Below are 26,978 nucleotides of genomic sequence, written 5' to 3'. Positions count from 1 at the left end.
CAAGGTCTGTTGGAACGCTGCTTAAGACTACTGAACCGCAGGTTCTTCTACAGGACGAACGATCGTTGAGTCTGGAGTAACCTGGGGTCTAAAGATGGCTTGCAGCGATTCTTCTAGGGTGGGAGCCATTACAATCCGGTTTTCGTAGGCAACAATGACTCGTACCAGCGTTGGCAGACTATTTTGAGCGGCTTCCAGATACAGGGGTTCTACATACAGCAGCGATTGTTCGATCGGCACAATGAGTAAATTGCCCTGAATTGCTTGTGAACCCTGGCGATTCCAGAGGGAAATTTGTTGCGAAATCACTGGGTCCTGGTTAATACGCGCCTCGATTTGCTCAGTCCCATAAACCAGGCGTTCTTTTGGAAAGGTATATAACAACAATTTGCCGTAGTTCTCCCCGTCCGATCGCGCAGCTAACCAAGCAATCAGGTTGGTACGTTGGCGCGGCGTGTAAGGCAGCAGCAGAATGAACTCTTCAAACGGCACACCCGGCAAACTGGTAATGAGGTAATAAGGTTCAACGGGACGAGCTTTGTTACCATAAACTTCATTGGGAATCTGCCACTGGTCTTCCCGGTTGTAAAACACCTGGGGATCAGTCATGTGATAAACCAGTAGCCGCTCTGATTGCAGCTTAAAAAAGTCCACCGGGTAGCGAAGATGGCTCTGCAAACTTGCGGGCATCGCCGTGAGCGGTTTGAAGAGACTGGGAAAGATGCTTGACCAAGTGGCAATGATTGGGTCAGTGGGATCAGCAACATAAAAAGTTACAGAGCCGTGATAGGCATCAATGACGGCTTTTACAGAGTTGCGGATGTAGTTAATGCCTTCACTTCCTAAGTCAGAGTAGGGATAGCGATCGCTCGTCGTATAAGCATCCACAATCCAGTAAAGATAATTTTGATCCGCCGCCCCAGCTTCAGAAGCGTCGGCTGTTACCAGATAGGGATCGCTGTCATAGCGTAGAAAGGGAGCGATCGCCTGAACCCGATGTTTGATGTTACGCCGGAACAATACCTTCGTTTCGGACGAAAAGTTGCGGGTAAACAAGATTCGCCAGTCGCGCAGATAACCAGCAAATAAGCCCTGCCGCCACCAAGAACCAATGTTGATGCCCCCCCGACCACTGTAGACAGTGTAGGCATTGTCGCTGCCGCTGGGATAATCTAACTCCCGCGTTAGCGTTTGAGTCATGACGTAGGTGTTGGCAATTTCACCGTAATAAATGCGGGGTTGACCAATGGGAATACTGGCACGAACCGCAGGGCTAGAGGTTGTCAGCGCTTCTGCTTCGCCCCCCGTAATATCCTTCACAAAATACTCCGGCAGACCGCCAGCCCCAACGGTATTCACTGGGCTAAGGGTAAAGCCATAACCGTGTGTGTAAATGAGATGACGGTTGACCCAGGTCTGTGCTTCTTGAGGAACGGCGCTGTAGTCAAGTTCCCGTGCAGCGATGAGCACCTGCCGTTCTTCTGTTGGAGCCTTACCAGCATTGGGGACTGGGCGATCGCGGGGTGTTGTAGGCGGACGAGCAGGCACATCAGTTTGCAGGGTGTAGCGATCAATATCTGCGGCAGGAAAACGGTAGTAGGGACGAATCTGTTGCAATTGACGATTCGTTTCCAGCAGCGGTCGTTGATCCCACAAGCGAATGTTGCGAATGGTCAGCTCATTGGCAGCTAGGTCTGCTTCGGTCAGGTTTCCCTGGGGGTCAAAGTTCTCAGCGTCGATTACTTCCAAGCCAAACGCCTGACGGGTTAGCGCGATCGTGCGTTCGATAAAGGGACGCTCACGCGCCAGTTCATTCGGTTGCACAATCAAATACTGCACGGCTTCAGGCACAACGACCCCGGCAACAACCAGCAAGCCCAGCAAACCCAAGCCTACGTTCAGCCCAAACCAATGGGGCAACCTGCGAGACGACTTGGGTCGCCAGAGAACGGTACGCCACAGTAGATAGAGCGCGATCGCCAGAGCGCTCAGACTCAGCCCCGTATAGATGGGAAGTTGCGCCACCACATCGGTATAACTTGCACCAAATGCCACGCCACGGGGCGAATACAACAATTCATACCGACTCAACCAATAGCTCAACGCAATGGCACCCAGCAAACCGCTGCCAACCCCACATAGGTGCCGCTGCTGCATGGACGAAAACCCAGCAAAGTAACCTTGACTCAAGCTGCCGCCTGACAACAAGTAAGTCAGTGTGACCGCAAGAAAGGTATACAGAAACAGCCCAAACAGCCACAGTTCAATTAATTCCCATAGCGGTAGGGCAAAGATGTAAAAACTAATATCCCGCCCAAACAGCGGTTCTGATGTGTTGAATGCAGTAGGATGCCAGGCTTGCAAAACGATCGCCCACTGTTTTGACAACAACCACCCAAGCAACGGAGTGAAGGCAACCGCGAGCGCCCCCAAACAAAAGCGAGGATAAAGGAGCAGCACGATCGCCAATCCCAATACTCCACCCAGCAGCCAGCTTTGACCAAGCAACGGAGCGGTCGTCTGCCAGAGGTGTCTGGGGTTAAGGCGAGACGCAAAGGTGCTAGAAAGCGTGGCACCATCCTGCCAGTAATGGATGGCAAGCTGACCGTAATACAGCAGCAACAACCCCACCAACACGCTAAGTCCCAAGACAAGGGGCAGGAGCGATCGCAGCCCTAAAGCAGCACTTGACGGAAAAGATGATGGGGAGACGCGCGATCGCAGGACATAAGGAGCAAAAAGCGACGATTTGCGTGCCTCACTTCTAAGTCCATCACCGTCACGAGCTGTCGGCGCAGGAGCAGTCCGTAATCGCTGGGCTAAGACCAGATTACTCAGCAAGTAAACGGCTGTGAACCCCGTCACCACGACTAAAAGAACCAGTTGCACCTGAGATTTGAGTAGGAAGACAGAAAGGTAAGCGACCTCCTGAAACCAGAGGAACTCGGCTCCTAAACGGCAAACTAAATCAAGTAGTAGCCCTATTCCCAGGAGAACAGTAACCAGTTGAAAGAGGCGTTTCCAGTTCACAGGCATAACCAGCCACAACAGCGGCAGCAATCGCTCCAAGAGCAAGTTCTCAAAATCATCCTCATCCTTACAGCTTTGCAAGCTAATCAGCGATGATGCTGATCTAACAGATCGGTTCTGAAGACAAACGTTGGGCTTAAATGATGCTACTAACCGACCATCCTAGAGTTAACCCTAGCAAGGCAGTGATCATCAAGAGCCAAAATGATTTAACCACACTGAAGCCGCTAGAGCTTAACTCTAATCTGGTTAACGTTTCGGCTGCAAGAATAGTAACCAGCTTCAGAAAAATGTGGATCCATAACAGCATGACAGACAGTAACGCCGCTGCAACAACTAGCAATATAAAAGCGCTGGTATCTGACCGTAACCAATGCGAAAACCACTGTTTAGACTGAAACTGGGGAAAGGTAAAAACCATTGTTACTAAAAAGACTCCAGCGATCGCTAGTGTCCAGTTAACCCAGATAAAGGGGAACTCTGCCAGGAACATCCCTACCGTACTGTAGGCAGAAAACAGCAGGATTAGCGCAGCCCATGGAAAGGTTTTTGTTAATGATCTTGAAGAAGAAAGTAGCATAGTGGTGATTTCCTTAAAGAATGGGAATTAAATAAGTTCGATATTTAGTACAGGCGAGTTTTGCTGTCAAAGCCTTTGCAGGATGCCGTTTGGTCTGCTAAACCCGCCTGTATAGTTTGCGGCTTGATTAAATTCACGATCCTAAGTAAGTTTTTCAGCGTCTTCAAGTGAAGGATGCCCCAGAAGGAGAGGTGAAACCTCCCACTTAAGAAAAGTCTTTAACGATGCTTTAGCTAATTTCAAACATTTAATAACGGTCTTTCTAGCGAACGTTGAGAATGGGGAGTTGCAATAAACTCTTTCCCTTCTTTCCTTTTTGTCTATTTATTAGTTGGAGCAAGTCAATTTCGATCGAGGCAAAATTTCTGTTTGTTAGCAGCATACTGATGGTTTCTCTCGCCACACCAGTTTCAGTTCCCATTGCTATGTCAATATGCACTTGTTCTAAGCAGGGGTATCATGCACTCCTCCTGTCATGGTGCCAATTGCGTCTCTTGACTGCAATGCGTCCACCGGGCATCGTTTTTGTGCAGGCACGACTCTGACGAAATCTGGCGAAGGTTGAATTCAACAAACACTTGCAACGATTTAGAGTTACTCATCTCGGCTCATTGCTGCTCAATAACCAATGAGTTAACTGCCTCGCGATATGACCCGTGCGATCGTGCCTCTTTTGACAACGGTTGAGAACAGTTTCCAGAGGGCTTTGGAGGTAAATGATTTTGCTGTCACCGCTCTGATGCAGCATTGCCAGTACTGCACTGCGACCTAAACGGAGTGGTATCTAAACGAGGCAACGATTGTTGATCTGAGTTTGCTCTGGTGCTGCTTTACACCTCATAAATTTTCTCTCTTGAGAGATAGCTGCTGCAAACGCTTAATGTGATTTGCGATACAGAATTACGGTTAGCAGAATTGATGAAATGTACCCATCAGTTGTTCCTCAAGAATCTGCACTTCGGTTAAGGGGAGTATTCAAGGGGGTTCAGCGTCGGTAGATTTTCTCCTCGCTAGTGAAGCTCATGAGTCCAGGGTAAACCAGGCATCTATGGGTACTTATCCGATTGGGGTTTGCTTGAGCTATCTTCACCACCAATTCCTGTTTTCATTCAGTTCAACCAAGGAAGCTTAGAAGCATGTATAAACTTTTGCCTAAGTCGCGATCGAGGCAAAGAAGGCGTAGGTTGCCTTTCAATTTAAAAACCCTCCGGCTCCATCGCGAATGGCTGTCGCCTGAGTGGTATAGCAAACGGCTTTCTCCAAGCTGGCAAGCCTGTATTCCTTTGGCATTGCTTATTGTCGTCGGCTGGAGTGTTGCTGCCTCTGCTCAAGCGCCGACGCCGCCGACAGTGGAAAGTGTCGCTGAAAGCGTTGGCGGCTTGAAAGTTGGACTTGACACCATGTGGGTTATGGTGGCTGCCATGCTGGTATTTTTCATGAACGCTGGTTTCTGTATGTTGGAAACTGGTTTTTGCCGTCAGAAAAATGCAGTGAACGTGCTGGCAAAGAACCTTATTGTGTTCGCCTTCTCCAGCATTGCCTTCTGGGTTGTAGGCTGGGGTCTCATGTTTGGCAACGGCAACCCCTTCTTTGGCACAGAGGGTTTACTTTTTCTGTCTGGTGCTGACAACAGCCCTCTGACGGGTGATGCTTACCAGGGTGCCTATAAGTCCATTGCTTGGGCGGGAGTACCACTGCTAGCTAAGTTTTTCTTTCAGCTTGTCTTCGCTGGCACGGCTGCCACAATCGTCTCTGGGGCAGTAGCAGAGCGAATCAAGTTTATTGACTTTCTAATTTTCAGCGTGCTGCTGGTTGGTATTGCTTACCCCATCACAGGGCACATGGTCTGGGGCGGTGGTTTACTAGCTACCTCTGGATTCTGGGACTTTGCAGGCTCTACAGTCGTTCATTCAGTAGGCGGTTGGGCTGCTTTGATGGGCGCGGCGCTGCTTGGTCCCCGGATTGGCAAGTACAACAGCGATGGTTCGTCAAATGCGTTTCCTGGACACAATTTGTCGATCGCCACGTTGGGCTGCTTGATTCTTTGGCTCGGTTGGTTTGGGTTCAACCCTGGCTCGACAATGAGTGTTAATCCTTTAATTGCACACATTGCCATGACCACAAACCTTGGGGCAGCGTTTGGTGGCGCAGCAGCAACCATTACGGCATGGATTGTCTTGGGTAAGCCCGATCTATCCATGGTAATTAACGGTATTCTGGCAGGTTTGGTTGCCGTTACTGCTAGTTGTGCTTTCATTCCAGTCTGGGCTGCGGCTGTCATCGGAGCGATCGGCGGTGTTATCGTTGTCTACGCTGTCTTATTGCTTGACAAGCTCAAGATTGATGATCCAGTTGGAGCTATTCCTGTGCACCTGGTTAATGGTCTTTGGGGTACGCTAGCCGTTGGTCTTTTTGCCACTGGTCCTGGTGTCACGAAATTTGGCACCGAGCTATACGCAGAAGGGTTCGGTCCTAAAGCGGGTCTATTCTTAGGCGGTGGCATTGCACAGCTCTGGACTCAATTCATTGGTGCAGCTTTAGTTGGTCTCATCACAGTTGTATTGTCCACCCTCTTCTGGGTCGCGCTGAAGTCAACGTTGGGCATCCGAGTCTCGCCAGAGGAAGAAGTGCTAGGTTTGGATATTGGCGAACATGGCATGGAAGCCTATGCTGGCTTCATCAAAGATCCAACTGACGTTCATGCTGGTGAACCTGCTGCTGTACAGTCTACAAGGGGTGTTGCTGGTTCTCCTTACTAGCGTCAGAGCTAGTACGTCACAGCCAACGTGTTTTGTCCGTGTTGTAAACGGTAGAAGGCTAAGGTTGGATGGGTGAGTAACTAATCTTCTGGGCACAGTATCAAAGCTTGTCAAATACCGATGCCACTGCACTCTTGGAAGCAATTTCAAGGATGCGGTGGCATCAGTGTTTGAGTTGCTTCAAAGCATTCATAGAAACCTAAAATCTTTAAAGTCCTGGGTGAGACAGTAACTGCTGGTTAATGAAATGCGTTTGAACGGCGATAACGGCGGCTTGGGTGCGATCGCGCACATCTAGCTTTTGCAAAATGGCATGAACATAAACTCGTACTGTTGCAGGTGGCAATATGCGCGGCAGACCATTGGGTAACTGTTAGGTTGATTATGTTCGTACCAGAGAAGTTCTAAAGAGTTTGGTACGCGAGGCAGGTAGAGCGATTTGGTCTACCCTGATAAATGCCGGAGGAGGGCGATCGGTGGCAAGAAGGCATTGATGTGGTGATTGGTTTACTCGAAACCCATAATCGGCAGGAGACGGCACAACGGGCAGACGGGTTAGAAGTCCTGCCCCGGCAACAAATTAACTGCTCTGGCACGCTTTTGTCCGAGATGGATGCGGAGGCAATTGTTGCTCGTCACCCACAACTGGTTCTAATTGATGAACTGGCACATACCAATGCCCTCAGTTCTCAGCGAGAAAAACGCTATCAGGATGTGGAAGTTGTTTTAGCAGCAGGAACTGATGTTTATTCAACGGTCAACATTTAACATCTAGAGAGCCTGAATGATCTCGTTGCTCGGATTACAGGTGTTGTGGTACGAGAACGAATTCCCGATCGTCTGTTGGAAGCCGCCGATCAGGTAGTACTCATTGATGTCACACCAGAGACGTTAGAAGAACGGTTGAAGGACGGTAAAATTTATGCCCTTGAAAGGGTTGATCAATTCTTGCAAAGCTTTTTCCAACAGCGTAATTTGATTGCCTTGAGAGAATTAGCGTTACGAGAAATTGCTGACAACATTGAAAAAGAGGCACTTGAACACGCCTCAAATAGAACAAAGCTTGATGCTTCTTATTGCAATATTCATGAACGAGTTTTAGTCTGCGCTTCAACCTATCCAAATGCGATTCAACTGATTCGACGGGGTGCTTGGACTGCCGAATATATGATATGTTCGCCCCTTTGTATTGCCTGTTTGTCGCTAGCTTCGATCGCTTCCTCACTAAAGTAGAGAGTTTGCATATTAAAACGTGTGAACGGTTCTGTAAAGAGTTTGGTGGCGAGTTTATCCGAGTGAGAGACGATGACAAAGCAATGGCGATCGCAGCGGTCGCTAGAAGCTATCACATCAGTCAAATTGTGATTGGTGAAAGCCAACGCTCACGATAGAAGTTAGTGCTGCATGGCTTACTCACCCATAAGCTGCTGCGATTGCTCAAAAACATTGACGTTCACATCATCGCAACGGATAAAACAGATTGAATGCCTCTGTATACTCGATCGCTGCGATACTTTGAGTTGCGTGTGCACGCGCTACGGTACAGTTAAGTAATAGTCATACATGGATGCCGTAGCCAGCTTTCCCTTAACTGCAAGCTGCGGGCAATCCTTACCAGTGCCATCTTTTGCCGCCGCCGCCAATCAATAATGGGTTGTGTATCACTGATGTGCTGCGGCTTCGGGTGTTCCACAAGCTGTCGGTTACAATCAGAGTGCTTGTGGCTTTGATGGCTATGACGGGTAGTGCCGTCTTGATTGATGCCGCTTGAGCTAAGAACCGGGCACCTTAACAGCAGTATTGTCATCGAGCCACACGTTAAGTAATCACGCTACTGCCTTCCCTTTCACTCTTTTTTCTACAACCTGGATTAAATGGGATAACCCAAAACCTTCCTTTCCCCACTCCCGCAAAAGACACACTAATGTCAGCACTCCAGTTTCTCCTGCTCGAAGACAAGCTACAGGATACAAAAGCTATCCAAAGTATGCTGACGGACGGCGGTATTAACCATGAGCTGCTGCGGGTAGACACTCGTGCCGACTTTGTAACAGCGCTTAAAAACCAGGTGTTTGACTTGATTCTGGCGGCTTATGCCCTGCCTGGGTTTGATGGCATTACGGCACTAGAAATTGCCAATAATCTATGTCCTGATGTGCCCTTTATTTTCGTCTCTGCCAGTTTGGGCGAGGAAGTGGCGATCGAAACCCTCAAACGCGGAGCAACCGATTATGTGCTTAAACAACGGCTGGGGCGGTTGGTGCTCTGCGTGCAGCGAGCCTTGCAGGAAGCCCAGGAACGACGCGAACGCAAACAGGCAGAACAGATGCTGGTCGAGCAGAAACAACTGCTGGAACTCATTGCCTCAGGGCAACCTTTAGAGGTCTGTCTTGCAGCGGTATGTGCCTCTGTGTCTCGGCTGAGTCCCCGCACGTACGCCTGCTTCTTGCAGCCGGATGTCCAACAAGATTTGTGCGAGGCTCACGGTACTCTAGCGTGTCATTGTACACCTGTGCTGGGCGCAGACGGTCTACCTCTCGGTTCGCTGATGCTAGCGTTTGATGAGGCGCGGCTGCCAACCCCCTGGGAAAATCAATTGGCAAACTTTGGCACTCAAATTGCCAGCATTGCGTTTGAGCGCGATCGTGCCAGTCTTGCTGTGCGCCAGAACGAAGCCCGCTTTCGCACAGTGGCTGCTAACTTGCCGAATGCGGCTGTCTTCATTGTGGATCACGAGTTGCGCTATCTGCTGGCAGAGGGCAAAGCACTCCAAGAGGCAGGTCTGACGGCTGGAGACTTTGTGGGTAAAACGCTCTGGGAGGCCCTCGACCCTATCCTTGCTAAACGATACGAACCCTCCTACCGCCAAGCCCTTGGTGGCGAATCATTCACCGTGGAGCATTATAGCCACGATCGCTATTACGTCTCACATGGTGCACCGTTACGCAACAATCGGGGTGAAATTGACGCAGCGCTAGTAGTCTCCTACGATATCAGCGATCGCAAGCAAACCGAAGCTGACCTGCGCGCGAGTGAAGCCCGCTTTCGGTTAGTGGTTGACAGTGCCAAAGAATATGCCATTTTCACCCTCGATCTCAATGGCATGATTACAAGCTGGAACGCTGGTGCTGAACGCTTAGTAGGGTATCAAGAAGCCGAAATCATTGGTTGTCACGGCAGCATTATTTTCACGCCAGAAGACATTGAACAGGGAAAAGCCGACCTGGAGATGAAAACTGCCCTGGCGGAAGGACAGGCAATCAATGAACGCTGGCATGTGCGAAAAGACGGCAGCCGCTTTTGGGGCAGTGGCTTAATGATGCCCTTGCAATCGGAAACAGGCGATCTGCAAGGGTTGGTCAAAATCATGCAGGACAAAACGGCACAACGGCAAGCAGACGAACGCTTCCGGTTGCTTTATAACACTACCAGCGATTTACTCGCGACCGAGCAACCGCTCATGCTGATGCACAACCTGTTTAGCAAACTCTCAGCCCAGCTAGATTTGCATTGCTACTACAGCTACCTGGTTGAGGAAAAAGACAACTGCCCTATGCTGCATCTGAGGAGCTATGAAGGGATTACTGATGCAGAAGCGCACTCGATCGAGTGGATTGAGTTTGGTCAGTACCTCTGTGGACAGGTTGCCCTGCATAAGCAGCAAATTGTCCTTGATCAAGCGCAAATTGCTACCCATCCCAGTGCCAAGCCGCTTTGCTCAAGTGCCTTTACCGCTTATGCAGGGCAACCCTTGATTGTGCAGGGACAGTTACTAGGAACCCTTTCTTTTGCAAGCCGCACTCGCACTAGCTTCACCCCTGAAGAACTCGACCTGTTGCAATCTACTTGCGACCAAATGGCGATCGCCCTTGAACGAGCCAATTTAATCCAGTCGATTCAACAACAGGCAGAGGAGCTACAACGAGCCAACCAGGTTAAGGATGAATTTTTAGCCGTACTGTCGCACGAGCTGCGATCGCCCCTCAACCCTATCTTGGGTTGGGCACGGATGCTGCAATCAGGCAAGCTCGATGCTGCCCGTCAAGCTGACGCACTGGCAACGATCGAACGCAACGCTCTACTGCAATCACAACTGATTGAAGACTTGCTTGACATTTCCCGCATTATGCAAGGCAAGCTGTTGTTAACAGTGGCTCCTGTCAATTTGACCTACGTGATTGCGGCAGCGGTCGAAACCGTGCGCTTGACAGCAGAAGCGAAGAACATTCGGATCACGCTTGACATTGCCAGCCCGCTTGCACCCGTCTCTGGCGATGTCGCTCGCTTACAGCAAGTGGTCTGGAACTTGCTAACTAATGCAACTAAGTTCACACCCAACGGTGGACAGATAACGGTTGAACTACGGCAACTGGGTCAAGTCGCTCAACTGCGGGTGATGGATACAGGTAAGGGCATTCATGCCAGCTTTCTGCCTCATGTCTTTGAGTATTTTCGGCAAGAAGACGGTTCTACCACTCGCCGCTTTGGTGGGTTAGGGCTGGGGCTGGCGATCGTCCGCCAAATTGTGGAAATGCATGGCGGTACCATAACGGCAGAAAGCCAGGGTGAAAATCAAGGTGCTACCTTCATCGTGCAATTACCAGTCGTGCAGCAGGCAGTGTCGATCGTCTCTGAGCAAGCCCGTGACCAAACAGAGACAGAAACACCGTTAGAAAACCTGCAAATTTTACTTGTGGATGACGACCCCGATACCCGTCAGTTTCAAGCCTTTCTGCTGCAACAAAAGGGGGCAATCGTAACAGCGGTTGATTCTGGTTTAGCAGCGTTACAAGCGCTGGAGCAATTTATACCAGATGTGCTCGTTAGTGATGTCGGTATGCCAGGCATTGATGGCTATATGCTGATCCAGCAGATTCGCTTACGCCCAGCTGATCAGGGTGGCACCGTGCCAGCAATCGCGCTGACAGCCTATGCTGCTGAAGTAGATCGGCAAAAAGCACTACAAGCAGGGTTTCAAACTCACGTTACAAAACCTGTAGAGCCAGCGATCTTGGTAGAGGCGATCGCTAGTCTCCTTAAGCACAAGTAATCTTAAAGAGGGATAGCTCTACCGTTAGAGTCTGTAAGCCGTTTCTATGGAGACAATCAAGTGAGTTCTTCAGCAACTTCACTAAGTAAAGCTTCACGCCATGCAGGGTAACCCGTCTGAAAGACCGCCTAAAGTCGATCGCATTCTGGTGGTTGATGATCTTCCCGATAACTGCTTTCTCCTGCAAACTATGTTGAAGAGCGAAGGGTATCAGGTGGAAGTAGCTGATAGCGGTCCTGCGGCACTGCATAAAATTACAACTTGTCCGCCAGATCTGGTACTGCTGGACGTGATGATGCCTGGCATGGACGGCTTTGAAGTGACTCGTCAGCTACGACATGATCCTGCGCTGCCGTTTATTCCAGTGCTTCTGGTGACAGGTCACAGCGACCCCGAACCTGCTGATGGTTTTGATGCCGGAGCTGATGATTTTGTTCGCAAACCCATAGATTTCGATCTGCTGCTGAACCGGATACGAGCCATCCTACAGCCTGTGTCTTGAGGAACGTGCCAATGCTGGAAAGTGCAAGCTGTTGCTGTCAAACCGCTTAACCGCTTCTAGGCTTCAGCTCAGCCCTTCTTCTTTTGGAACGACGAACAACACCGCTGTAAGCTAATTCTTCCCCTAGTAAGCTTTTGCAAGCGGGGCACGCTCTAGGAGAACTTAGTTTTCTGCTGAACAGGAATTTCAACGATAAACTCTGCACCTTGTCCTGGAGCTGACTCACATTGGAGATGACCACGATGCTTGTTAGCGACAATTTGATAGCTAATGGACAGCCCCATACCTGTACCAGCACCGATAGGCTTTGTGGTGAAAAACGGGTCAAATAACTTACTACGCACTTCCTCACTCATTCCAGGTCCATTGTCAATAATGCGGATTCTGACCCAATCGTTGCTGAGTGTTTCTGTACAAATTCTGACAATGCCAAAAACGGGCTGAGGCTGCTCGGACTTCTGTAATAGTTTATGAGTCTGCTGCTGGTTGTAGATCTCTAGTGCGTCGATCGCATTACTGAGAATATTCATGATCACTTGATTGAGCTGCCCGACGTAGCACTCAACGAGGGGTAAGTTACCGTACTCTTTCACAACTTCAATGCTAGAGCTTCCTTTCCGTTGGAGTCGGTGCTGTAGTAGAAGTAAGGTGCTTTCAATTCCTTCATGAATATTGACTGACTTCATGTCAGACTCATCTAAACGCGAGAAATTTCGGAGTGATAAAACAATTTGACGAATACGATCAGCCCCAACATGCATCGAATTCAGGATTTTAGGAAGATCTTGAATAAGAAACTCTAAATCCATCTCCTCTGCTAACTTTTGAAGCTCAGGAGTTGCATGAGGATATTGCTGCCGATAACGCTGAATCAGGTCTAGCAAATCATGCGTATAGCGACTCGCATGATCTAAATTGCCATGAATAAAGTTAACTGGGTTATTAATTTCATGAGCAACACCCGCTACTAACTGACCCAAGCTTGACATCTTTTCTGTTTGAATCAACTGAATCTGTGTCTGCTTCAGCTCATCTAAGGTTGATTCAAGCTGTCCGTTTTTCGCTTGCAATTCCAATGTCCGTTGCTCTACTTTTTGCTCTAGTGTGCGGCTGTGGTCTGCTAGCTGCACATTCGCTTGCTGCAAGTCTTGAGTCACCACTTCTAAATTGCTATATAGTAGTGCATTCTCTAATGAGATTGCGGCTTGCGAGGAAAGCAATTTCAAAATTTCCAGCCGTTCGGGCGTAAAGGCTCCTGTAGTTAAGTTGTTTTCAAGGTAAAGCAGACCAATCAGCTTGCCTTTATTAACAATGGGGGTACATAGAATTGACTTCGATCGTGTTTTAGCAATATAGGGATCACGTGCGAATTTTTCTTCTTGTGTCGCATCGTTAAGCACCAGCGTTTCTTGGGTTCTTGCCACATAATTAATGACTGTTATCGGTAGCTGCTGGTTTGTAGAAACAAGCTGTGGTTGCCACAGTGTAATGCCATCTTTTTCCACACTTCCAGTTGCCTCCACCATGAGCTGACCCGCTCGTTCCAGAATCAGGCAACTTGTCTGAGCACCTGCATTTTCCATCACAATTGTTAGCAATTTATCCAGCAGTTTACTAAGCACGATTTCGCCTGCGATCGCTTGCGATGCTTTTACAATCGTCGTTAAATCTAAAGCACTCAAGCCACCTGTAATTACGGTCGAAGCGGTTTTAGAAGTGGTCAGCCTGATCGTTGGTGAATCAAAGGTGGGTCGAGCCGCTAGGTTAGAATACGTTTTCTCTAGGGCTTTCACTTTAGTGATCGCACCCCAGTGGACATAGCTGTGATACGCCTTCGTGAGATAGAGATGGGCAATTTCTTCTCGTCCCTGTGAACGATAGAAATTTTCTGCCGCCTCGTTCGCGATCGCCTCTTCGTGAAGATAGCCCTGTTCTTTTGCCGCTTTAATAGCGTAATCGTAGCCGCTCATCGCCTCTAGCGCTTGACCTAAAACCCTCGCTTTTTCTGCTTCTACCAACTCATACTTGTGCTGATAGTTTGCCGGGGCGTGAAAAGCCCATTGTTTAAGTTGAATCTGATTGCTATTAACTTTTTCCAGATATTGTGCCTTTTTCTCTGTGCCTACACTCTCGTAAACGGCTAGAAGTGATAGCGAGTAGTAGAAGTTATACTCAACAAACTGCATAAAACCTACCATGTTGCCGTGGTAGGGTGCTGCTTTCTGAGCATAGGCAAGTGCCTGGTCATAATCTTTGAGAATATAAAGCAGAATCGTTTTTGCAAGATAGGTAAGAAAAAGCAGTGTACCCATTTTCGTTTCGATAAAAATGGGCACCATTTCTAGCTCGTTAAAGCTTTTACCGACTAGACAAGTGCAATCATCCACTTCATCAAGCAGATTTAAAACAAGCTGCCGGATAATCTGAGTAAAGTAAATTTGATACTCCTGCTTGAGGCTTAGCAGCAACTCGATATACTTTGCTTGCTTTTGATTAACCTCACCTAACGGTTCTCCAACGAAAAATAGATAGTTACAGTAGGATGTGGAGTTGTAGCAGGCATACTCTATATCGCCCGTGTTTAGCCCTGCCTGTATTCCTGCCAATAAAGGATTAATAGTAGTTTGTGCAGGCTCTTTCCAATGTCTGATAAAGACGTTAAAAATGTTGATTACTTTTGCCTCTAACTCTTTAGCATGAAACTGCTCCTGCAATTTCAAACCTAGTTGACCAAAGCGGTATCCTTCTTCAATGCGGCTTAAACCGCCACAGAGAATTAACCCGTACAAGGCATAACCCATTGCCGCAAAGGACGAATTACCGTGACGCATCGCCAGGCTAACTAGCGTAAACGACATTGCTGGAATTAGGTCTGGTTTAGCATTGAGGCAAGGAGTTAACAGCGTAATCAAAATTTCCATTGCTGCTAGTTTATAAGGATCAGTCATCTCTGGCAGATGAATTAAATCCTCAACTACGATTTCCTTGGGTGCTTCTTGAGTTAAACTTTCACCTAACATCTCCAACACTTGTAAAGAAGTGGCGATCGCGTTCAACATTTGATTCCGAGCAATGTTGAAATAAATCTTGGTCTGGTATACCTTGACTTTCTGCAATAGATCTTGAGTATGTTCTAGAACGACTTCAGCAAGCTGCTCTGCTCGTTCAAAGTGGGTATTCAAGTACTCAACTTCAACCGTCTCAATGTATAGAGCAGAAGTTAGCTCATACTGGTTCTGCCAACTATCATCTGCTAATAAAGCTAAACCTGTGATGAGATACTTTAGCGCGGGTTCATAAGCCGTTGCTGCTTTTGCTTTGCGACCAGCCAGCAAATTCAATGCTGCTAATTTGATTCTTTCAGCTTGATGATTCATCAAGTCAATGCCGATGTTTAGCTGATTGACCAGATCGAAAATTTTTTCTTCTCGCTCTGCTGGTTTTATAGATTTCAGCAGCAATCGCCCCACTTTTAAGTGCGTTTCCTTTTTACGTTCCTCAGGAATCAAAAAATAGGCGGCTTGCTGCACGCGATCATGGAGAAATTGGTAGCTGATATCTAGTTCATCTTCTCCAGTGGAAAGGTCAGACTTTAAAGGATCAATAAGCGCTAATTTGTAGGTATCGCTGAGCGGTAAGACTAGCCCAGTCTGTAAGGCTTCCCATAATTCTGCTGCTGTCGTAGATAACGCTTTTTCATTGACGATCGCCAGCAAATTGAGGTTAAACGTGCTGCCAATACAAGCCGCCAACTTTAGTACGTTTTGCGTCACATCGGGTAGCTTCTGTAACTTACTAACCATTAACTCCACAACATTGTCTGTACTTTTCACCTGCTGAATTTGCTCAAGCGTCCACTGCCAATCTCCAGAGTTCACATTATAAGACAGCAAGTTTTCTTGATACAGCGAGGAGAGCATCTGAGTTAAGAAGAAGGGATTTCCCTCAGTTTTACGAAGCAAAAGTTTAGCAAGCGGTCTAGACTTAGCTGTGTTGCAGTGCAATGTATCAGCCACTAATTGATTTACATCATTGACGGCTAGTGGAGCCAAAGTAATCGTATTAACAACCGTCCCTGTGTTCTGAATTTCTTCTAATGCCAGCGTCAAGGGATGCGTTGCATTCACCTCGTTATCGCGATAGGCTCCAAGCAACAGTAAGCATTGCTGTTCTGAAGCCGTCATTAGCCGTTGCAGCAGCTTGAGGGAAGCAGAATCAGCCCACTGTAAATCATCAAGAAAGAGAACCAGAGGATGCTCTTTTTGAACAAAGACATTCAGAAACTGTTGAAAAACTAGATTGAAGCGATTTTGAGTTTCCGATGAGCCTAATTGAGGTACTGCTGGTTGTGCTCCAATGATTAGCTCAACCTCAGGAATAACATCAATGATCACCTGACCATTTGGGCTAAGAGCCGTGATTAGTTGATCTCTCCAAACCTGAACTTGAGTTTCACTTTCTGTAAGGATTTGACGAATTAATGCTTGAAATGCCTGAATTAGAGATGTATAAGGAATGTTTCGCTTAAACTGATCAAATTTCCCGGCAATAAAATAGCCGCGCTGGCGCACAACTGGCTTATGAATTTCATTGACTAAAGCCGATTTGCCAATGCCAGAATAGCCCGCCACTAGCATGAGTTCACTACGTGAGGGAGTGGGGAGAGATTCCTGCCCACTCCCGACACTTGCTACGCGATCGAAGGCAGCGAGTAGAACCGCAACTTCTTGCTCCCGACCATAGAGCTTCTGTGGAATTTGGAATTTAGCAGAGATATCATGGAGACCGAGTGTAAAGTCTTCAACGACACCTGTAGTCTCTAGCTGCTTCAGGCAAGTCTCTAAGTCTACCTTAATGCCGTAAGCGCTCTGGTAGCGATCTTCAGCCGTTTTTGCTAACAGCTTCATAACGATCGCAGAGAGAACTTGAGGAATCTGTGGGCTAAGCCCATGAGGTGGAAGAGCATTTTTGGCAATGTGGCAGTGCACTAGTTCCATTGCGTCGGTTGCGACATAGGGAAGCTGCCCTGTAAGCATTTCGTAGAATGTAACTCCTAGCGAATAGAAGTCTGTGCGGTAGTCAAGGGAACGGTTCATGCGCCCAGTTTGCTCCGGCGACATGTAAGCCAGCGTTCCTTCTAGTAAATTGAGATCATTAATGGTTTGGTTTTCTCTAGACAGGCGAGAAGCGATCGAGAAATCTGTAATCTTGACCTGCCCTGTAGCAGGATTAATAATAATATTTTGCGGCTTAATATCTTTGTGAATAATATTTTTCTGGTGTAGTTCCCCCAGTGTTTCTGCTAGTTGAATGGCGATCGACAAAAAATCTTTTATAGCGAGCGTTCTGGCAGACAAAAATACTCTTAAAGACTCACCATCAAAATCCTCAAGAATTAATGCTTCTCCTGCGCCGAACTTATCTAAAGCATACGGCTGGACAATACCTTTGATATTGAGGTCCTTTGAAAGCTCATATTCATGCCGTAGTCTAGCGATTTCTCTATGTGTCGGATCATCAGATCTTAAGGTTTTAATGACAACAGGTTGGCCGCTCTCTTTCGCTTGACCACGATAAATAACAGTGTTGACATTCTCATAAACTTTGCTTGTAATACTGTAATTTGAGCTATTCATCATAATCGTGCCAATTGATATAGGTTTGTATGTAACGTGAAACACTGCAATTAGTAGGGCTCTGTCTTGCAAGCATCCCACCATTACAGCGTTTTACGTTTTTATTGTCTGATACGTCTTGCTCTGTCAACTTCGACAAAATTACTGAACTCTATTGCCCAAAGTGCTGGTTTAGATAGTGTTTCAAGCAAGCCTTTGTGTCAAAAAATTAACGAAATAACTGAGGATAAATTCGTCGCCAAGCTAAAATACCAAAGACTATCGTACATAGAAACATCCATAGCAATTCCAATAGCCAAAAACTAGGTAAACCCAGTGACCACCGCAACAGATCTGTAAAGGCAGAAAGCGGGAAAAGTCCGGTAATGGTCTTCAACAGAGGTGGGAGAGTATTGCGAGGAAAATAAGTACCGCAAAATGTGAACATCGGGATAATAAGCAGAAAGACAGGGATATTCACCTGATCCATCGTTTTAACGCAACCGGCTGTAAACAGTCCGATCGCGGCAAACAATAAGCTACCTAAAAAAATAAGTGGTAGTGACAGGAGTAGATGCCAAAACGAGTAAAGTCCCCATACAACGGCTACCATGCCTGTCATAAAGCCGACCACCGTTCCACGCGTCGCTGCCCATAACCAATCGCCCAAAAACACTTCTGTAAAGGTTAGGGGCGCGGTCAACATTGCCTGCCAAATCTTTTCAAAGCGTAACCGAATGAAGGTGCCATAAGACCCTTCAAAGAAGGATGGGTAGAGTGCCCCTGCGGCGATCATACCGGGAGCGAGAAAGGCAAGATAACTAATGGTTTGTCCTTCATAGGTAACGTTGCCGATAAGTGGAGTTAAACCGATGCCGAATGAAACTAAGTACACGATCGGCTCAAGAATTGGCGGCAAAAAGTTGACAATCCAGGTATTTTGAAACACCTTTACGTGCCGCCGCCAGACAGAATAAACACCCCAAAGCGTAACGGTTGAACGAATTTTCACTGTAAAGACCGACCTGTAAGCCGGAGAAAGACATCTTCTAAATTGGCGTGGCGGCGAGTCAAGCTGGTTGGCTGTGTACTGACCAGTTGTTGCCATAGCTCATCGGATTCATGGGGCAACGTTAATAGGTAACTGCTGCCAAAGGGACGACACCACACGCCCGTTTGTGTTGCAAGTTGTTGCAGCAGCGGTTCAGCAACTCCAGCAATTTCCACGACTTCTGACCCAATAATGCGCTCAATCAATGCTGCTGGTGTACCTTGATCAACAACCTGACCTTGCTGTAGCAGCAGCAGTCGATCGCACAAGCGCTGCACTTCATCCATATAGTGGGTCGTCAACAGTACTCCGCAGCCGTCTTGCTTCAATTGACTCACTAGCTTCCAAAATTCCTGTCGTGCATCGGGGTCAAGCCCGGTGGTGGGTTCATCCAAAAACACAATGCGGGGTCTGTTGATTAACGCTCTTGCCAAAACGGCGCGGCGCTTCAAGCCGCCAGAAAGCTCATCAGGCGTGTACTTACCGTACTCTTGCAGCCCCACTTGAGCCAGCAATTCTCCAGCCCGCAGACGCGCCGCTTGCCCCGTGATGCGGTAGTAATTGGCGAAAAAGACGAGATTCTCAAAGACCGTTAGTTCGGGGTCAAGGTTGTCTTCCTGGGTGACAATGCCCATGTGGGAACGCGCTTGCTGCCCTTGAGTTTGCACCTGCCAGCCGTCGAGCTGTACGAAGCCGCGATCGGGAATTACCGCACCGTAAAGCATTCCGATCGTGGTGGTTTTGCCAGCACCATTGGGTCCTAGAAAGCCCAAAATTTCTCCAGCTTCCAGCGTGAAGGAGACATCTTGTACAACTGGGCGATTGCCGTAGGACTTGCACAAATTATGAGCAACCAGTGCTGTCGGCGATAGATGCCCTGCGATCGGTTCATGGTCAACCTTCGCTCGACGGTGATTTAGGAAGAGTTGACGCATAAGCATTACACCAGACACCTAGAGAGACGTTGCCACATTGTTCTGTAGAATGCCCACGTTGCTAAGGAAAGCTCAGCTTTGCTCCAAAATCTTGTTTTATTGCAACTCTTTCTATCAATCTGGCTTTGTAGGTCAGTCGTTATGTTTATAGGGAACACTACGGTGGCTTAATTTATTGACCTGTTCTAATCATAAAAACTGCATGACCAGCAACATCAGGGAAGCATTGATTCACAGCCTGTTTGAAGCCCAAGTACAGCGATCGCCTTCCGCAATTGCAGTTACTTGCGAACAAGGGCAGCTAACGTATCAAGCGTTAAACGCCCGCGCTAATCAGCTTGCTCGGCATCTTCAAACGCTGGGGGTTGGTCCTGATGTGCTGGTGGGCTTGTGTGTCGATCGCTCTCTGGAAATGCTGGTGGGCATCCTTGCCATTCTTAAAGCGGGTGGCGCTTACGTGCCGCTAGACCCGGCATATCCTAAAGAGCGGCTTGCCTGGATGTTGGAAGATTCTCAAGTATCCGTGCTGCTGGCTCAAACGGGAACGCTGTCATCGTTGCCTGATCATCACCTTCAGGTGCTTTGCCTTGATGCCGATTGGGAGACGATCGCTCACTATGACGTGGAGAATTTAGCATCGCAAGCAACGGCAGCAAATCTGGCATACATCATCTATACATCAGGTTCAACGGGAAAACCCAAAGGGGTGATGATTGAGCATCGATCGCTCATGAACTACACGCAAGCCGTGATTAATGCTTATGAAATGACCGATCGAGATCGGGTTCTGCAATTTGCGTCGATTAGCTTTGATGCCAGTGCCGAAGAAATCTACCCATGTCTCTGCATTGGGGCAACTCTGGTGCTGCGATCTGAGTTCATGTTGGCATCGGTTTCCACCTTTCTACAAGCCTGTGAAACCTGGAAGCTGTCAGTCCTCAGTTTGCCAACCGCTTACTGGCACGAAGTTACTGCTCGCTTAGACGATCGGCTAACCATGCCTGCGAATCTCCGCCTTGTCATTATTGGTGGAGAGAAGGCGTTACCCACACGCTTGGCACTGTGGCAACAACAGGTTGGGAAACGAATTCGTCTGTTAAACACTTACGGTCCAACCGAATCCACTATTATTGCCACGCTGTATGATTTGTCTGAGGTCGCGATCGATCCAACCGTTGAGTTGCCAATTGGGAAAGCGATCGCCAATATTCAAACCTACGTACTGAATCAACATTTAGAGCCTGTTTCTCCAGGTGATCCTGGCGAACTCTGCATCGGTGGAGCCGGTCTTGCGCGGGGTTATTTAAATCGTCCTAATTTAACGGCTGAAAAGTTTATTCCCAATCCCTTCTTAAATTGTGGGGAAACATCCCCCACTCCTCACTCCCCACTCCCCACTCCCATTCTCTACAGAACTGGCGATCTCGTTCGTCAGCTTCCCGATGGCAACTTAGAGTATCTGGGGCGAATTGATGATCAAGTCAAGATTCGGGGCTTTCGGATCGAATTGGGAGAGCTAGAAGCGCTGTTAGGACAACATCCTCAGGTGGAAACGGCTGTAGTTGTTGCGCGGGAGGATATTCTGGGTGATAAACAGTTAGTGGCGTATGTGGTGCTGAAGTCAAGAAGCCTTGACCCATTGACGCTTCAGCTTCGCGTCTTTATGCAGGAGAAACTGCCTGCTTATATGGTGCCTGCTGCTTTTGTTCTCTTAGAAACATTGCCACTGACAGTGAATGGCAAGATCGATCGCCGTGCGTTGCCCGCACCCAATCCCACCACGATTGAATCCACCGAATATATTCCTCCCAATACCACGACTGAAACTCAGTTGGTGAGCATTTGGGCAGAGGTGTTGAAGCTAGAGCGGGTTGGCATTACCGATAACTTCTTTGAACTGAGCGGACATTCTCTGTTGGGAACGCAAGTTGTGTCGCGCATTCGGGATGTCTTTCAGATGGAATTACCGCTGCGACATTTATTCAATGCGCCCACGATCGCTGCACTCGCCGAGCATTTAGACGCTATGGGAATAGAGCGATCGCGCGTTAACACCATCCAGCCCATTCCCCGCACCAAAAACCTACCGCTTTCCTTTGCACAACAGCGATTGTGGTTTCTGGATCAATTGGTGCCGAATAGCGCGTTTTACAATATTCCACAAGCATTACGATTAAATGGATCGCTGAATTTGGCAGCGCTTGAGCAAAGTTTAAATGAAATTGTTCAGCGTCATGAATCCTTAAGAACAACATTTGTCGCCTCAGAAGGGCAACCGTTTCAGGTCATTGCGCCAACGCTAAGAGTGCCGTTATGCGTGATGGATTTGCGATCGCTGCCACAACAGGAGCGGGAAGCCATCGCCCAAAACCACGTCATTGAAGCCGCACAACAACCATTCGATCTGGCTCAGGGAGCGCTGTTTCGTTGTCATCTCTGGCAGATAGACGACGCAGAATACATCCTTCTGCTGACGATGCATCACATTATTTCTGATGGATGGTCGATCGGGGTGTTGATTCAAGAGTTGGCAGCACTTTATGAGGCGTATGCGCTCAATCGACCCTCGACCTTACCTAAACTCGCAATTCAATATGCTGATTTTGCCCAGTGGCAGCGGCAGTGGATGCAACATCACGGGCTGGAGCAACTTGCCTATTGGAAACAACAGCTTGCAGGTGCTCCTGCGGTGATGGAATTGCCCACCGACTATCCGCGTCCCTCAGTGCAAACGTTTCGGGGTGGTGTTCAGTCGTTTCTCTTACCCGCTGCGCTCAACCAATCGATCGAGCAGTTGAGTCGGCAGATGGGTGTCACGCCCTTTATGACGCTTCTGGCTGCGTTTCAACTCTTGCTGTATCGCTACACGCGGCAACCGGATGTAGTGGTGGGTTCGCCGATCGCCAATCGTCATCGAGCAGAAGTAGAAGCGCTGATTGGCTTCTTCATCAATACATTAGTGCTGCGGACTGATCTATCGGGCAATCCCACAGCTCTAGACTTGCTGAAGCGAGTGCGGGAAGTTGCATTAGAAGCTTACGCTCATCAAGATTTGCCCTTTGAGCAATTGGTTGAGGCACTTCAGCCCGCTAGAAATCTGAGTCATACGCCCTTGTTTCAAGTGATGTTTGTCTTGCAAAACGCACCCACCCCATCACTCGAATTAGCCGGCGTAACGCTGCATCCCCTTCAGCTTGAGAATGGGGCACGGTTAGATTTGACGATTGCAGTGGAAAATACGGAACAGGGATTGGCACAGTTTGATTTAACGTTGTCACTGGAATACACCGAACACGGACTGCTGGGCATTTGGGAGTACAATGCTGAACTGTTTCATGCCGACACGATCGCTCGAATGGCAGACCATTATCAAACCCTGTTGGAAGGAATGGTTGCTTATCCTGAACGCCGCTTGTCGGAATTGCCAATTCTTACTACAACTGAACAGACATTATTGGCAGCATGGAATAAGACTGACGCTGCTTACACCACAAATTTGTGTATTCATGAGCAATTTGAAGCACAGGTCAAACAGTCACCACACGCGATTGCTGTGGTGTTCCATCAAACACAATTGACCTATCAAGAGTTGAACGATCGCGCCAATCAGTTAGCACATTACCTCCAGCAGTTGGGCGTTAAACCAGAAAGTCTGGTTGGTTTGTGTGTGGAACGATCGCCTGAGATGATTGTGGGTTTGCTTGGCACCCTCAAAGCGGGCGGAGCCTACGTGCCGCTTGATCCAACTTATCCTAAAGAGCGAATCGCCGCGATGGTGAACGATTCTCAGGTTGAAGTCTTGCTAACCCAAGCAAAGTGGTTGGCGACATTGCCAGAAGCCAACGCACCCATTGTTTGCCTCGATCAAGATTGGACAACCATTGCTCAACAACCGTGTGGAAACCTCATTCATCACGTACAACCCAACCATCTTGCTTATGTGATTTACACCTCTGGGTCTACGGGCAAACCAAAAGGGGTGATGATTGAGCATCGATCGCTCGTCAACTTCACCCAAGCTGCGATCGCAACCTATGAAATAACAGCCCGCGATCGCGTGTTGCAATTTGCTTCCATCAGTTTCGATACGGCGGCTGAAGAGATCTATCCCTGCTTGACGACGGGTGGAACGTTGGTGCTGCGTACCGATGAGATGTTAGGTTCGGTAGCAACCTTTCTCCACCAGTGTCAGGCGTTGAACCTAACTGTGTTGGATCTGCCAACTGCCTACTGGCATCAACTCACCACGCAGTTAGCATCAGCCCGGCTCAAATTGCCAGAATCTCTGCGGTTGGTCATCATTGGCGGCGAAGCGGCACTTCCGGCACAAGTTACAACCTGGAATGCCTATGTTGGTGATTATCCCAAGCTGATGAATACCTATGGACCAACTGAGGCTACGATCGTAGCGACAGCAGCTTCTCTCTCGCATCTTTCTATCACTGACAAAACAACTATTCCCATCGGTCGTTCTTTATCTAATGTTGAAGTCTATGTGTTGGATCAGGACTTGCAGCCTGTGCCGATCGGCGTTCCTGGTGAACTTCACATTGGGGGTGCAGGCTTAGCGCGAGGCTATCTCAACCGTCCAGAATTGACCACAGAGAAGTTTATTCCCAATCCATTCTTAGAGCCTGGAAACGCATCTCCCACTCCCCACTCCCCACTCCCCACTCCCCGACTTTACAAAACAGGTGATCTTGTTCGGTTCCGTCCCGATGGCAATCTAGAGTACTTTGGTCGCCTTGATCAGCAGGTAAAAGTGCGTGGCTTTCGAGTGGAGTTGGGTGAAATTGAATCCGCCTTGGGACAACACCCTGATGTGCAAGAAGCGGTTGTCCTTGCCAGTGATGATGCTCAAGGCAATAAGCGACTGGTTGCTTATGTCGTTTCCAACCTTATTCCCGATCGTGTGCCGATGCAGATTCCCTGCCGGGTAGAAAGTGGCGATCGCACCCTGGAGCTATGCACAGAAGACCTCTCTGTAGGAGGGATCTGTTTTGTGGATGCGCCTGACGATTGGCAGCACGGGCAGCCTGTGCAGCTATGCCTTCAGTTGCCAAGCACCTCAGAACCTATGTTTTTAGAAGGGCAGATCGCCTGGAACCAAGAGCAGCGATCGGGCATTCAATTGAACTTAACTTCAGACCAGCAGGCGTTGCTGCAACAAGCCGTACATCACTTGCTAGAAGCACAAGGCTTTTTAAGAACGCTACAGCGAACGTTAACTGCAACTGTGCGGCAATTTTTGCAGGCAAAGCTGCCGGACTACATGATTCCATCTGCCTATATGTTGCTCATGGCGTTGCCCATGACGCCCAATGGCAAAATTGATCGCGCCAGCGTTGCAGAGCAGCATCGAAAAGCGTTACCGACGTTTAGTCCAACTTCAGCAGCAGCCGAAACCGATTTTGTGGCTCCCCGTACAGCCGTTGAAGAAGTGATGGCAGGGATTTGGGCAGAAGTTTTGGGGTTAGAGCAGGTCAGCACTCACGCCAATTTCTTTGAGTTGGGTGGACACTCGCTGCTGGGCGTGCAGATTATTTCTCGGTTACGCACGATCTTTCAGGTCGATCTGCCCCTACGCAGTTTGTTTGAAGCGCCCACGATCGCCAGCCTTGCTCAATATCTGGAAACAGAAAGCGCGCGCAACGACCAACAAACGGCTCCCCCATTGCTCCCAGTGCAGCGTGATCGATCGCTGCCTCTATCGTTTTCGCAGGAGATGATGTGGGTCCTGGCACAACTCCAGCCTGACGTGCCTTACTACAACCATACGTTTGCTCTGCGCTGGTCTGGGTCACTCAATCAGATAGCGCTAGAGCAAGCACTGCAAGAAATTGTGCGACGACACGAAATTTGGCGCACGACTTATACAAGTGTGGATGGATTACCCATTCAAGTGGTGCAGGCAGCAACAAAATTCACCCTACATCGCATTGATCTACAAGATTTACCAGAGGCAGAGCGAGAGGCAGAAGCCATTCGGCAGGTGACAGAAGAGGTTCAGCGTCCTTTTGATCTCGGCTCAGATTTACTGCTGCGATCGACCCTGGTGCAAGACACCGAAACCGACTATCAGCTTTTCATCACGCTGCATCACATCAGTTACGACGGGCTTTCTCTTTATATCTTTCTACAAGAATTGGACACCCTCTACGCGGCGTTTCATGCTGGCAAACCCTCTCCCCTGCCTGAACTACTGATTCAATATGCAGATTATGCTGTCTGGCAACGACGCTGGTTACAGACAGACATTCTGGAACCTCATTTAGCGTACTGGAAGCAGCAACTCGCCGATCTGCCTACATTGCAGTTGCCTACCGATTACCCATCGCCTGCGAACCCGACCTTTGCTGGAGCCAGCCACAGCCTCGCATTCTCTAAGGCGTTAACTGACAAGCTGAAAGCGCTCTGTCGTAAAGAGAGCGTGACGCTGTTTATTACCTTGCAGGCAGCGTTTCAAACGTTACTCGCTCGCTATACTGGGCAAACCGATATTCCGGTTGGCTTTATTACGGCAGGGCGCGATCGCCCAGAGCTAGAGAACGTGTTGGGCTTCTTTGCCAATTTCCTGGTGTTGCGGTCAGATCTGTCTGGCAATCCCACTTTTCGAGAACTTTTGGTAAGAGTACGCGAAATTGCCCTGGCTGCTTACACCCATCAACATGTTCCTTTCCAGAAGCTAGTCGAAGTGGCGCGATCGGATCGACGCTTGGGGCAAAATCCTCTCTATCAAGTGATGTTGCTCCTTGATCCCCCCTTGTCGGATGACACTGCTGGTTGGACAGTGCAGTACCCCAGCCCAATAGACAACGGCACCGTGACCTGCGATTTGTTGATCACGCTCAGCGAAGGGGCAGACGGGCTGACTGGTCAATTGTCATATAGCACAGAATTGTTTAGCGCCGCGACGATTGCTCGGATGGCCGGACATTTTCAAACCTTGCTAGAAGGCATTGTGACCAATCCGGATGAAACGCTTGCAGCCTTACCGTTGCTCACGATCGGCGAACAACAACAGTTGCAAACCTGGAACCAAACCCAGGTGGATTATCCGCTCGACATTTGTTTGCATCAGTGGGTCGAAGCTCAAGTGGCACGCACTCCAGATGCAATCGCCGTTAGCTTTGAAGGACAACACCTCACCTATCAGGCATTGAATCAACGGGCAAACCAACTTGCTCACTACCTACAAACTCTCGGTGTGCAACCCGATGTCCTCATCGGTATCTGCATCGATCGCTCCTTAGAGATGGTCATCGGACTCCTCGGCATCCTCAAAGCCGGTGGAGCGTATGTCCCCTTCGACCCCAGCTACCCATCCGAGCGTCTGGCGTTCATGCTCGACGATGCTCAAGTGCCGCTTTTACTGACGCAGGCTCATCTAGTCGATCGGCTCCCGCCCCATCAAGCACAGATGCTTTGCCTCGACATCGATTGGCATCAACTGGCT

At 48.7% G+C, this 26,978-nt stretch carries 10 protein-coding genes and 2 pseudogenes; 5 read left to right on the top strand and 7 right to left on the bottom strand.

All coding sequences use genetic code 11. The features are described 5' to 3' along the window. Positions 1–27: 27 nt before the first annotated feature. Positions 28–3,030, bottom strand: a complete 3,003-nt coding sequence (locus tag H6F76_RS17150; RefSeq protein WP_190510360.1) for a UPF0182 family protein — start codon at positions 3,028–3,030, stop codon at positions 28–30. 136 nt (positions 3,031–3,166) lie between these two features. Continuing rightward, a complete protein-coding gene (locus H6F76_RS17145) occupies positions 3,167–3,610 on the bottom strand; it encodes a hypothetical protein (RefSeq protein ID WP_190510104.1) in 444 nt (147 codons plus the stop codon). A 1,136-nt stretch (positions 3,611–4,746) separates the two neighbouring features. Between H6F76_RS17145 and H6F76_RS17140 the strand changes: the two genes are divergently transcribed. Beyond that, entirely contained in the window at positions 4,747–6,369 is a 1,623-nt protein-coding gene (locus H6F76_RS17140) for an ammonium transporter (protein ID WP_190510102.1), read from the top strand. Positions 6,370–6,577: 208 nt separating this feature from the next. Here H6F76_RS17140 and H6F76_RS17135 read toward each other — a convergent pair. Next, a pseudogene (locus H6F76_RS17135) lies at positions 6,578–6,715 on the bottom strand (LuxR C-terminal-related transcriptional regulator); the annotation flags it as partial. 134 nt (positions 6,716–6,849) lie between these two features. Here H6F76_RS17135 and H6F76_RS17130 point away from each other — a divergent pair. Then, positions 6,850–7,853 (top strand): annotated as a pseudogene (locus H6F76_RS17130) (sensor histidine kinase KdpD); the annotation flags it as partial. Positions 7,854–7,915: 62 nt separating this feature from the next. Here the strand turns inward: H6F76_RS17130 and H6F76_RS17125 are convergent. Further along, on the bottom strand, positions 7,916–8,176 hold the full coding sequence (locus tag H6F76_RS17125) for a hypothetical protein (protein ID WP_190510100.1): 261 nt from the start codon (positions 8,174–8,176) through the stop codon (positions 7,916–7,918). A gap of 117 nt (positions 8,177–8,293) precedes the next feature. On the opposite strand from H6F76_RS17125, the gene H6F76_RS17120 reads away from it, so the two are divergent. Together H6F76_RS17120 and H6F76_RS17115 are read left to right on the top strand one after the other, a co-directional pair. Then, positions 8,294–11,419 carry a response regulator gene (locus H6F76_RS17120; RefSeq protein ID WP_190510098.1) on the top strand — a complete coding sequence of 1,042 codons (3,126 nt, stop codon included), beginning with the start codon at positions 8,294–8,296 and terminating at the stop codon, positions 11,417–11,419. A 100-nt stretch (positions 11,420–11,519) separates the two neighbouring features. Beyond that, positions 11,520–11,921 carry a response regulator gene (locus H6F76_RS17115; protein WP_190510096.1) on the top strand — a complete coding sequence of 134 codons (402 nt, stop codon included), beginning with the start codon at positions 11,520–11,522 and terminating at the stop codon, positions 11,919–11,921. Between the two features lie 152 nt (positions 11,922–12,073). Here the strand turns inward: H6F76_RS17115 and H6F76_RS17110 are convergent, their stop codons facing one another. The 3 genes from H6F76_RS17110 to H6F76_RS17100 all read right to left on the bottom strand — a co-directional run bounded on the left by H6F76_RS17110 (position 12,074) and on the right by H6F76_RS17100 (position 19,522). Next, complete coding sequence (locus H6F76_RS17110; protein ID WP_190510094.1) at positions 12,074–17,560, bottom strand: ATP-binding sensor histidine kinase; 5,487 nt, start codon at positions 17,558–17,560, stop codon at positions 12,074–12,076. 205 nt (positions 17,561–17,765) lie between these two features. After that, entirely contained in the window at positions 17,766–18,548 is a 783-nt protein-coding gene (locus tag H6F76_RS17105) for an ABC transporter permease (protein ID WP_347240405.1), read from the bottom strand. Further along, entirely contained in the window at positions 18,545–19,522 is a 978-nt protein-coding gene (locus H6F76_RS17100) for an ABC transporter ATP-binding protein (protein WP_190510092.1), read from the bottom strand. Before H6F76_RS17100 ends, H6F76_RS17105 begins: the two co-directional genes overlap by 4 nt. Positions 19,523–19,724: 202 nt before the next feature. Between H6F76_RS17100 and H6F76_RS17095 the strand changes: the two genes are divergently transcribed. Beyond that, positions 19,725–26,978: non-ribosomal peptide synthetase (locus H6F76_RS17095; protein WP_190510090.1), on the top strand; the 7,254-nt coding region annotated here is incomplete at its 3' end.

This window comes from Leptolyngbya sp. FACHB-321, assembly GCF_014695975.1.
Classification (GTDB): domain Bacteria; phylum Cyanobacteriota; class Cyanobacteriia; order Leptolyngbyales; family Leptolyngbyaceae; genus Stenomitos.
Note: the sequence above shows the minus strand (reverse complement) of the source record. Positions and strands in the feature narration are given on the sequence as shown.

Bases quoted from the DNA above. Each gene is read 5' to 3' on its own strand.
- H6F76_RS17145 (WP_190510104.1), bottom strand. From the start codon at position 3,610: ATGCTACTTTCTTCTTCAAGATCATTAACAAAAACCTTTCCATGGGCT.
- H6F76_RS17140 (WP_190510102.1), top strand. From the start codon at position 4,747: ATGTATAAACTTTTGCCTAAGTCGCGATCGAGGCAAAGAAGGCGTAGG.
- H6F76_RS17125 (WP_190510100.1), bottom strand. From the start codon at position 8,176: ATGACAATACTGCTGTTAAGGTGCCCGGTTCTTAGCTCAAGCGGCATC.
- H6F76_RS17120 (WP_190510098.1), top strand. From the start codon at position 8,294: ATGTCAGCACTCCAGTTTCTCCTGCTCGAAGACAAGCTACAGGATACA.
- H6F76_RS17115 (WP_190510096.1), top strand. From the start codon at position 11,520: ATGCAGGGTAACCCGTCTGAAAGACCGCCTAAAGTCGATCGCATTCTG.
- H6F76_RS17110 (WP_190510094.1), bottom strand. From the start codon at position 17,560: ATGATGAATAGCTCAAATTACAGTATTACAAGCAAAGTTTATGAGAAT.
- H6F76_RS17100 (WP_190510092.1), bottom strand. From the start codon at position 19,522: ATGCGTCAACTCTTCCTAAATCACCGTCGAGCGAAGGTTGACCATGAA.